The organism is Zoogloea oryzae, from assembly GCF_030161255.1.
GTDB classification, from domain to species: domain Bacteria; phylum Pseudomonadota; class Gammaproteobacteria; order Burkholderiales; family Rhodocyclaceae; genus Zoogloea; species Zoogloea oryzae.
The window spans coordinates 26404-35546 of the sequence record NZ_BSPX01000047.1; the positions used below are offsets into that span (position 1 = coordinate 26404).

Genomic DNA, 9143 nt, shown 5'->3' on the forward strand with positions numbered 1-9143 from the left:
GGAATGAGTGAGGAGTCAGGAGGGAGGAGTAAGGAGACCGCCCCCTGACACCTCACTCCTAACTCCTCACGCCTTACTCCTCACTGAGAGAAAAACCATGTCACGCATCATCATGCAACCCTCGGGCAAGTCGGTGGAATGCGCCTACGGCGACACCGTGCTGATGGCCCTCGAAAAGGCAGGCTACGCGCTGCCCAACAACTGTCGCGCCGGCGCCTGCGGCGAGTGCAAGGTGAAGGTCACCGCCGGTCAGTTCGACCAAGGCATGGTGCTCGACATGGCGCTGTCGCAAGAAGAGCGGCGCCAGGGCTACGGCCTGATGTGCATGGCCAAGCCGATCTCCGACGAGCTGACCATCGAATGGGGCACCGAAGACGCCAAGCCCAAGCTCTTCCCGCCCCGCGAGGACGCCCTCTTCGTGGTCACCGACAAGCGCCCGGTAGCCGACCGCGTGGTCGAGCTGCGCCTGCGCCCGGTGGGCCAGCCGATCCGCTACTGGCCTGGCCAGTACGTCACCCTCGGCAACCCGCGCGCCGACATCCCGCCCCGCGCCTATTCGATCTCCAACGCCCCGCGCCCGGATGGCGAGCTGGTGCTGCAGGTGGCCCGCGCCGACGGCGGCGTGACGAGCAACTGGGTTCACGATCAACTGAACATCGGCGAGAGCGTCAAGCTCTCCGGCGCCTACGGCACCTTCATCGGCGACCCGGGGGTGGACACGCCCGTGCTGTGCCTCGCCGCCGGCACCGGCCTCGCGCCCATCCTGGCCCTCACCGAAGCCGCGCTGCGCCGGGGTTTCCGCAAGCCCGTCACCCTGCTCTTCTCGGCCCGCAGCGAGGCCGACGTCTACAGCCAGGGCATGCTGGCCTGGTGGCGCACCAAGCATCGGGCCTTCGACTACAAGATCACCCTCACCCGCGAGGAGAAGGACGGCTATCTGGCCGGGCGCGTGGATGCGGTGCTGCCGGGGCTCTTCCCGGATCTGTCGAAGCACACCATCTTCGTCGCCGGCAGCCCGGCCTTCGTCGAGACCTGCGCGACGACGGTGAAAGCCCTTGGCGCAAAGACCGAGCACATCCACACCGAAGGCTTCTTCGCCCAGCAGCAGCCAGAGATCCCCGATGCGGCCCACCTGCTGACGTTCTAGGCTGCAGGCCGGAGGCATGTCGCCTGTTCAGCACCGGGGGGAGCCGCTAAAATAGCAATCTTTGTGCCCATCCCCGGGCAACACTCGGCCAGATCGTGCTCCCCCCAGCCCAGCAACGTCTCGAAGACTTCCGCCAGCAGGACCGCGTCCAGGCGGGCTCGCTCATCATCTCGGTCTTTGGGGATGCCGTGCTGCCGCGGGGCAGCCGCATCTGGCTGGGCAGCCTGATCGAACTGCTCGAGCCCCTCGGACTCAACGAGCGCCTGGTGCGCACCTCGGTGTTCCGGCTGGTGAAGGAAGAATGGCTGCGCACCGAGCCCTCCGGCCGGCGCACCGACTACCTGCTCACCCCGTCCGGCCAGCGCCGCTTCGAGGAAGCCTCCCGCCACATCTACGCCTCCAGCGCCCCCCTGTGGGACCGCCGCTGGCGGCTCATCGTCACCGTCGGCGAGCTCGGCCCGAAAGAGCGCGAGGGCCTGCGCCGGGCGCTGTTCTGGCAGGGCTTTGGCGTGCTCGGTGGCGACTGCTTCGTGCATCCCAGCGCCGATCTCACCGCCGCCTTCGACGCTCTCCACGCTGAAGGCCTGTCCGGCATCCTCGGCCGGCTCAAGCCGCTGCTGGCCGCCGACGCCCAGTTCGGCACCGCCGCCAACGACGTGGACATGGTCAATGGCGCCTGGAATCTCGACCACCTGGCCGGCGTGTATGCCGGCTTCGTCGAGCGCTACCAGCCGGTGCTCGACCAGCTGCGCACCGACGCCAACAACGAGATCGACGACCAGAGCGCCTTCCTGCTGCGCATCCTGCTGATCCACGACTACCGGCGCCTGCTGCTGCGCGACCCGGAGCTCCCCGACGTGCTGCTGCCCTCCGACTGGCCCGGCCAGAAGGCCCGCCTGCTGTGCAAGGAGCTCTACCGCCGCCTGCTGGCTCCGTCCGAGCGCCACCTGGACGCCCACTTCCAGCTCGCCAGCGGCCAGACGCCGCCGGCCTCCCGACTCATTCACGAACGCTTCCGCGAAGACGACCCCCTGGCCGAACTGGCCTGATCCCAAATCAGGCACCGCGTGCGCTTGTCATCATGGGCAGAGGCGCGTCTAATACGCCGCTTTTTTCCGATTGAACCGGGAGCTGCGGATGTACACCTCCACCTTCGTTTTCAAGGCCGGGGCCTTCGACGACGCGTTCCACCGCCTCGACCAAGCGATCGCCACCGCCGCTCGCTCGATTCCCGGCTACCTGGGTGAAACAAGCTGGGAGAACCCCCAGTCTGGCCAGATCGCCAACGTGTATTACTGGGACAGCCTCGAAGCCCTCCGGGCGCTCGTCGACCACCCGCTGCACCGGGAAGCCAAGGCCCGCCAGGCCAACTGGCTCGACGGCTACCATGTCACCATCTCCCAGGTGCTGCGCACCTACGGCGACGGCAAACTGGGGCCGCTTCCCGGCGCCGCGTCCGAGGCAGCCCAGTCATGACGGCGCCGGCCGTGTCCATCCGCCTCGCCGGCACCGAAGACGCAGCGGCCGTCGCGCCGCTGTTCGATGCCTACCGCCAGTTCTACGACCAGCCGGCCGACCCGGCCGGCGCCGGGCGCTTCGTGCTGGAGCGCCTCGCCCGGCAGGAGTCGGAAATCCTCATCGCCTGCGACGCGGAGGGCTGGATCCTCGGTTTCTGTCAGCTCTACCCCACCTTCTGCTCGGTGGAGGCGAAGCCCATCTTCAGGCTCTACGACCTGTTCGTGCTGCCCGCCCACCGCCGCGCCGGCGTGGGCCGCTGTCTGCTGCAGGCGGCCGAGGCGCTGGCCCGGCAGCGGGGCAAGGCGCGAATGGACCTCACCACCGCGCGCAGCAATCACGCCGCCCAGGCCCTGTACGAATCGCTCGGCTGGAAGCGGGACGACGTGTTCCTCGCCTATTCCCGCAGTCTCGGCGGCTGATGCTCAGGCGTCCTTCTTCCTGAGCGCCACCAGCGGCACCACGTCCGGCATCTCGAAGCGCTTGCGGCCGGGTTCCATCTCGGTGAGCGGAGCGGTCTCGACCATCGTCGCCAGGCAGCGCCGGGTCAGATCCTGATACGTGCGCGTACCGTCGGTCTTCCAGACGATCTCCTCGTCGGTGAGTTCGCGCAGCACCTTGGCCGGCATCCCCGCCACCAGCGAGCGCGGCGGAATCTCCACCCCGGCCTTCACGAAGGCCATCGCCGCCACGATGGACGCCTCGCCGATCACGGCGTTGTCCATGATCACCGCGTTCATCCCCACCAGCGCGTTGCGGCCGATGCGGCAGCCATGCAGCACCGCCCCGTGGCCGATGTGGCCATCTTCCTCGATCACCGTGTCGGTACCCGGAAAGCCGTGCATCACGCAGGTGTCCTGCACATTCACGCCCCGCTCCAGGATCAGCCGGCCGAAATCCCCACGCAGGCTGGCGCACGGGCCCACGTAGCAGCCAGGGCCGACGATCACGTCGCCGATCAACACGGCAGATGGATGAACGTAAGCGGACGGATGGACGACGGGCACGATGCCGTCGATGGCGAAAACACGAAGCTGGGTCATGGCTGAATCTCCTCGGTTGCGGAGGCGTGAAGGGGAAGCAGCAAGAGCGCCCGCTTGATCCCGCGCACCGGCAATCGCCAGCGCACAAGCCCCAACCAAGGCCTCCTCACTCCTCCCTCCTTACTCCTCACTTGGGATTTATGATTACTTTTTCTAAAATCAATTTACCATTACGTAACACGTTCAACCAACCACCGGATACAGAAACATGAGCGAAGAGCTGGAAGGAAAACACGGCGTCCAGTCCCTCGAAGTGGGCATGGGCATCCTCAAGGCGATGGTGTTCGGCAAGCGCTCGATGATGCTCAAGGACATCGCCGCCGCCGCCGACATGCCGCCCTCCAAGGCCCACCGCTACCTCGTCAGCCTGATCCGCAGCGGCCTCGTCGAGCAGGACCCGCTCACCTCGCGCTACAACCTGGGGCCCTTCGCGCTCAACATCGGCCTCGTCGCCATCGACCGGCTCGACCGCATCCGGCTCGGGCTCACCGCCATCTCCGAGCTGCGCGACGCCGTCAATGAAACCACCGCCCTGGCCGTGTGGGGCGACAACGGCCCGGTGATCGTGCGCTGGGAACGCCCGCGCCGGCCAATCACCGTCAACGTGGTCACCGGCACCACCCTGGGCCTGCTCAGCTCCGCCGTGGGCCGGGTCTTCGGCGCCTGGCTGCCGCCCGCGCAGATCAAGTCCATCCTCCGCCGCGAGCTCGACACCCGCAAGAACCTGCCCCCCGGCGTCGAGACCCAGGAAGACGCCGAGGCCCTGCTGGCCGAGGTGCGCAACCAGGGCATCGCCGTCATCTCCGGCAACTACATGTTCCGCGGCGTCGAGGCCGTGGCCGCGCCGGTGTTCAACTTCAAGAACGAGCTCACGATGTCCATCGTGCTGGTGGGCGTCGAGGGCTCCATCGACATGAGCGCCGAGAGCCCGGTGATCGCCCGCCTGAAGGACGCAGCCCACTCCCTCTCCCAGCGCCTCGGCTCCACTCGCGAAGCCCCCGGCCCCTGCTGAACACTCGGTATTCGCCCGCCCCCGCATCGGCAGCGGGGGCGGGCATCAATCACGCCGATTTGATTTGATACACAAATTTAGCTTGACTAGATTTTTTGTATCATTTCTAATAAACAGAACCGATTACAAAATATAGAATCTCGGCCGCCAGGCCACCCTGGTCCCCGGCGCCGGATCGGCCCACTCGATCGAGAGGAGACACGATGACTCATCGACCCCGCCACGCCCCGACAGGAGGTGCGTGATGCTCGCCCAGCTGCTTCAATTCCTGTTCTCCGGCATCACCGTGGGCGCCACCTACGCGCTGGCCGCCCTCGGGTTCACGCTCATCTACAACGCCAGCAACGTGATCAACTTCGCCCAGGGCGAGTTCATCATGCTGGGTGGCATGCTGGCGGTGTTCTTCACCCAGGCCGGCCTGCCCCTGCCGGCCGCACTGCTGCTGGCGATCCTGGTGCCGGCGGTGGTCGGCGTGGTGATCGAAAAACTGGCCATCGAGCCGGTGAAGGGCGCCGAGACGGTGACCCTCATCATCATCACCATCGGCGCATCCCTGGTGATCCGCGGCCTGGTGCAGGTTTTCCTCGGCAAGAACACCCACAGCCTGCCGGCCTTCTCGGGCGATACGCCCATCGAGATCCTCGGCGCCACCCTGATGCCCCAGAGCCTGTGGGTGATGGGCGTCACCGCCATCGTGGTGGTGGTGCTGTGGTACTTCTTCAATCGCACCCTCACCGGCAAGGCGATGCTCGCCACCTCCTACAACCGCCTCGCGGCGGAGCTGGTCGGCATCAACACCAACGGCGTGCTGTTCATGAGCTTCGCCATGTCGGCGGCCCTGGGCGCGCTGGGCGGCATCCTCATCACCCCGATCACCCTCACCTCCTACGACGTGGGGATCATGCTGGGCCTCAAGGGCTTCGTCGCGGCGGTGCTGGGCGGGCTCGGCAACGGCCTCGGCGCGGTGGTGGGCGGCCTGCTGGTGGGCATCCTCGAAGCCATGGGCGCCGGCTATCTGTCGTCGGCCTACAAGGACGCGATCCCCTTCGTGCTGATCCTCTTCATCCTCTTCTTCATGCCGCGCGGCCTGTTCGGCGCGAAGGTGACCGACCGGGTGTGACCATGCAAAAACGCGCCTACTTCGGCCTCTACATCCTCATCGCAGTGCTGGCGGTGCTGCCCTTCGTGCTGCCCAACAGCTTCTATCTGGATCTGGCGATCCGCATGGCGATCAACGCGATCATCGTGCTCGGCCTCAACCTGCTGATCGGCTTCGCCGGGCAGATCAGCCTCGGCCACGCCGGTTTTCTGGGCCTGGGTGCCTACGCCTCGGCGGTGCTGCCCACCCACTTCGGCTGGCATCCGGTGCTGGCGATGATCGCCGGCGCCGTCGCCACCGGCATCCTCGCCGCGCTGGTGGCCCGGCCGATCTTCAAGCTCAAGGGCAACTACCTGGCGATGGCCACCCTGGGCCTCGGCATCATCATCAACATCGCGGTGCGCAACGAAGCCCAATGGACGGGCGGCCCCGACGGCATGCCGGTGCCCGCCTTCGGCCTGGCTGGCTTCGAGCTTTCCAGCGACAAACAGTGGTACTGGGTGATCGCCGCGCTGCTGGCGGTGAGCGTGTGGGCATCGATCAACCTCATCGACTCGCCCTTCGGCCGTGCCCTGCGCGCGCTGCACGGCTCCGAGGTCGCCTCCCGCGTGGTGGGCGTGGATGTGGTGCGCTACAAGGTCGCCATCTTCGTGATGTCCGCGGTGTTTGCCAGCCTGATGGGCAGCGTCACCGCCCATTACGTAGGCTTCGTCACCCCCAACCTGGCGGATTTCTTCCATTCCATCGAGCTCGTCACGATGGTCGTCATCGGCGGCATGGCCTCGGTGTATGGCTCGGTGATCGGCGCGGTGCTGCTCACCGCCCTGCCCCAGGCGCTCGCCACCTTCGAAGGCTGGGAGACCGTCGCCTTCGGCGCCATCCTGATGATCTGCATGATCTTCCTGCCCAAGGGCCTGGTGCCCACCCTGGCCAGCAAGTTTGGAAAGGCTGAATAACATGGCCCTCCTTGACGTCTCCAACCTCTCCATCCACTTCGGCGGCGTGAAGGCCGTGCAGGATGTGAGCTTCACCATCGACGCCGGCATCGTCTATTCGGTGATCGGCCCCAACGGCGCCGGCAAGACGACCCTGTTCAACCTCATCACCGGCGTCTACAAGCCCACCGCCGGCGAGATCCGCCTGGATGGCGAATCCATCGGCGGCAAGTCGCCGGACGAGCTGGCCCGCCGCGGCGTGGCGCGCACCTTCCAGAACCTGCAGATCTGCATGAACATGAGCGCCATCGAGAACGTGATGGTCGGCGCTCACCTGCGGCTCGATCGCAACCTCATCAAGGCTGCGCTGCGCCTGCCGGGCCTCACCCGCCGCGACGCCGAGCTGCGCGAGGAAGCCTTCGAGCTGATGCGCTTCGTCGGCCTCGAGAAATACCGCGACGCCCGCGCCGACTCCATGCCCTACGGCGCCCTCAAGCGCCTCGAGATCGCCCGCGCGCTGGCCATGAAACCACGCCTCATCTTCCTCGACGAACCCGCCGCCGGCCTCAACCCCAAGGAGACCATCGAAGTGGACCACCTCGTCCGCAAGGTGGCCGACTCGGGCATCACCGTGGTGCTCGTCGAGCACGACATGAAGATGGTGATGAACCTCTCCGACCGCATCCTGGTGCTCGACTACGGCAAGAAGCTCGCCGAAGGCACCGGCGAGGAAGTGCGCCGCAACCCGGACGTGATCGCCGCCTATCTGGGCGCCCACGCGTAATTCGAGGAACCCGCAATGGAAGCCCTCAGCATCATCAAGGACGAGCACCGCAACCTGTGGCGCATCGCCATCACCGTCGAGCAGGTCATCGCCGAGATGGAGCGCGACCGCAAGGTGGAGGAAGCCTTCCTCACCTCGGTGCTCGACTACTTCGAACACTTCATGGACGGCTGCCACCACCGCAAGGAGGACGAGCACCTGTTCCGCGTGCTGCGCCAGCGCGCCGACGCCGCCGCCCCGCTCCTCGACCGCCTGCAGGCCGAGCACCGCAACGGCCCCCAGAACCTCGCCGCCCTGCGCCGCCAGCTGGCCGACACCGTCGCCGGCCGCAGCACCATCGGCGGCCTGACCGAAGCCTTCCGGCTCTACCTCAACGACCAGAAGGCCCACATCAAGAGCGAGGAGCGCGACATCTACGGCCTCGCCAGCGAGGTGCTCACCCCCGCCGACTGGGCCGAGATCGACGCCGCCTTCCTCGACAACGACGACCCGGTGTTCGGCAGCGCCGCCCGGGCCGAATTCCGCGAGCTGTTCCACAAGGTGGCGAGCCTCGCGCCGGTATCGGTGGGACTGGGTGCCAGCAGCGCCGGCGAGCTGCAATCCGCCGCCAGTCAGCCCGACGTGCTGCTGTCGGTGGCCAATCTCGAAAGCAGCTACGGCCGCATCAAGGCGCTGAAGGGCATCTCCATCGAGGTGCGTCGCGGCGAGACCGTCGCGCTGGTCGGCGCCAACGGCGCCGGCAAGACCACCTTCCTGCGCAGCCTGTCCGGCGTGCAGCCCATGAGCGGGCGCATCCTCTTCGACGGCGAGGACATCTCGAAGCTGCGCGCAGACCAGCGCATGCGCCGGGGCATCTGCCAGAGCCCGGAAGGCCGTCAGGTATTCGGCCCGCTGTCCATCGAGGACAACCTGCGCCTGGGCGCCTACACCCAGCCCAAGGCCCAGGTGGAAGGCGATCTGGAGAAGATCTACACCATGTTCCCGATCCTCAAGGAGAAGCGGAAGCTCCCCGCCGGCACGCTATCCGGCGGCCAGCAGCAGATGCTCGCCATCGGCCGCGCGCTGATGGGCCGGCCAAAGCTGCTGCTTCTGGACGAGCCGTCGATGGGCCTCGCCCCGCTGCTGGTGGAGGAAGTCTTCAACGTGGTGAAGGCCCTCAAGGCCCAGGGCATGTCCATCATCCTCGCCGAGCAGAACGCCTTCTCCGCGCTGGCGCTGGCCGACCGTGGCTACGTGCTGGAGACCGGCTCGGTCACCCTCACCGGCACCGGCCGCGAGCTGATCGAGGACGAACAGGTCCGCGCCGCCTACCTGGGGATGTAAGCCCCGCCCCCTCCGTGCCGGCCCGCGATGAGCGCCCATCACCCATCGATGGATGAATTTCGCTCATCGATGGGTCGCGCGAACTCATGCATGAGCAAAAATCACTCATCGATGACTGCCCGAGACCCATGCACGAGTGAAATTCACTCATCCGTCAGTCCCGGCCGCTCATCGGTGAATGACACGCCGGGAGTGTCAGTAATTTTGTGTTCGAGGCGGTCTTGATTCTTCCTGCGCTGCCGCGGCAGCGCAGGAAGAATCGGCTCACCGTGCCATCGCCGGGAT

Annotated in this window: 10 protein-coding genes; 9 read left to right on the plus strand and 1 reads right to left on the minus strand. The window is 66.7% G+C overall.

Features of this window, described 5'->3' with window-relative positions; genetic code table 11:
• The first annotated feature begins 97 nt into the window (after positions 1-97).
• The 4 genes from QQK25_RS14895 (at position 98) to QQK25_RS14910 (ending at position 3084) form a co-directional block, all read left to right on the plus strand.
• A complete protein-coding gene (locus QQK25_RS14895; RefSeq protein WP_284188631.1) occupies positions 98-1147 on the plus strand; it encodes a 2Fe-2S iron-sulfur cluster-binding protein in 1050 nt (349 codons plus the stop codon).
• A 95-nt stretch (positions 1148-1242) separates the two neighbouring features.
• Positions 1243-2196, plus strand: a complete 954-nt coding sequence (gene paaX, locus QQK25_RS14900) for a phenylacetic acid degradation operon negative regulatory protein PaaX (protein ID WP_284188632.1) — start codon at positions 1243-1245, stop codon at positions 2194-2196.
• Between the two features lie 88 nt (positions 2197-2284).
• Positions 2285-2623, plus strand: a complete 339-nt coding sequence (locus QQK25_RS14905; RefSeq protein ID WP_284188633.1) for an antibiotic biosynthesis monooxygenase family protein — start codon at positions 2285-2287, stop codon at positions 2621-2623.
• The gene (locus QQK25_RS14910; protein WP_284188634.1) at positions 2620-3084 is read left to right on the plus strand and encodes a GNAT family N-acetyltransferase; all 465 of its coding nucleotides are present in this window, start codon (positions 2620-2622) and stop codon (positions 3082-3084) included. The genes QQK25_RS14905 and QQK25_RS14910 overlap by 4 nt, the downstream gene beginning before the upstream one ends.
• 3 nt (positions 3085-3087) lie before the next feature.
• On the opposite strand, the gene paaY is transcribed toward QQK25_RS14910, so the two are convergent.
• Positions 3088-3705, minus strand: a complete 618-nt coding sequence (gene paaY, locus QQK25_RS14915) for a phenylacetic acid degradation protein PaaY (protein ID WP_284188635.1) — start codon at positions 3703-3705, stop codon at positions 3088-3090.
• A 208-nt stretch (positions 3706-3913) separates the two neighbouring features.
• Here paaY and QQK25_RS14920 point away from each other — a divergent pair, with 208 nt between their 5' ends.
• From QQK25_RS14920 to QQK25_RS23575, 5 genes are all read left to right on the plus strand, one after another.
• Entirely contained in the window at positions 3914-4717 is an 804-nt protein-coding gene (locus QQK25_RS14920) for an IclR family transcriptional regulator (protein WP_284188636.1), read from the plus strand.
• Positions 4718-4961: 244 nt separating this feature from the next.
• Complete coding sequence (locus QQK25_RS14925; protein ID WP_284188637.1) at positions 4962-5837, plus strand: branched-chain amino acid ABC transporter permease; 876 nt, start codon at positions 4962-4964, stop codon at positions 5835-5837.
• Between the two features lie 2 nt (positions 5838-5839).
• Positions 5840-6772 (plus strand): branched-chain amino acid ABC transporter permease, encoded by a 933-nt coding sequence (locus QQK25_RS14930; protein ID WP_284188638.1) that lies wholly within the window; start codon positions 5840-5842, stop codon positions 6770-6772.
• Between the two features lies 1 nt (position 6773).
• On the plus strand, positions 6774-7535 hold the full coding sequence (locus tag QQK25_RS14935) for an ABC transporter ATP-binding protein (RefSeq protein WP_284188639.1): 762 nt from the start codon (positions 6774-6776) through the stop codon (positions 7533-7535).
• Between the two features lie 15 nt (positions 7536-7550).
• On the plus strand, positions 7551-8858 hold the full coding sequence (locus QQK25_RS23575; protein ID WP_306664088.1) for an ATP-binding cassette domain-containing protein: 1308 nt from the start codon (positions 7551-7553) through the stop codon (positions 8856-8858).
• Positions 8859-9143 lie beyond the last annotated feature (285 nt).

Bases quoted from the DNA above. Each gene is read 5' to 3' on its own strand.
- QQK25_RS14905 (WP_284188633.1), top strand. From the start codon at position 2,285: ATGTACACCTCCACCTTCGTTTTCAAGGCCGGGGCCTTCGACGACGCG.
- QQK25_RS14895 (WP_284188631.1), top strand. From the start codon at position 98: ATGTCACGCATCATCATGCAACCCTCGGGCAAGTCGGTGGAATGCGCC.
- QQK25_RS14920 (WP_284188636.1), top strand. From the start codon at position 3,914: ATGAGCGAAGAGCTGGAAGGAAAACACGGCGTCCAGTCCCTCGAAGTG.
- QQK25_RS23575 (WP_306664088.1), top strand. From the start codon at position 7,551: ATGGAAGCCCTCAGCATCATCAAGGACGAGCACCGCAACCTGTGGCGC.
- paaY (WP_284188635.1), bottom strand. From the start codon at position 3,705: ATGACCCAGCTTCGTGTTTTCGCCATCGACGGCATCGTGCCCGTCGTC.
- QQK25_RS14930 (WP_284188638.1), top strand. From the start codon at position 5,840: ATGCAAAAACGCGCCTACTTCGGCCTCTACATCCTCATCGCAGTGCTG.
- QQK25_RS14935 (WP_284188639.1), top strand. From the start codon at position 6,774: ATGGCCCTCCTTGACGTCTCCAACCTCTCCATCCACTTCGGCGGCGTG.
- QQK25_RS14925 (WP_284188637.1), top strand. From the start codon at position 4,962: ATGCTCGCCCAGCTGCTTCAATTCCTGTTCTCCGGCATCACCGTGGGC.
- QQK25_RS14910 (WP_284188634.1), top strand. From the start codon at position 2,620: ATGACGGCGCCGGCCGTGTCCATCCGCCTCGCCGGCACCGAAGACGCA.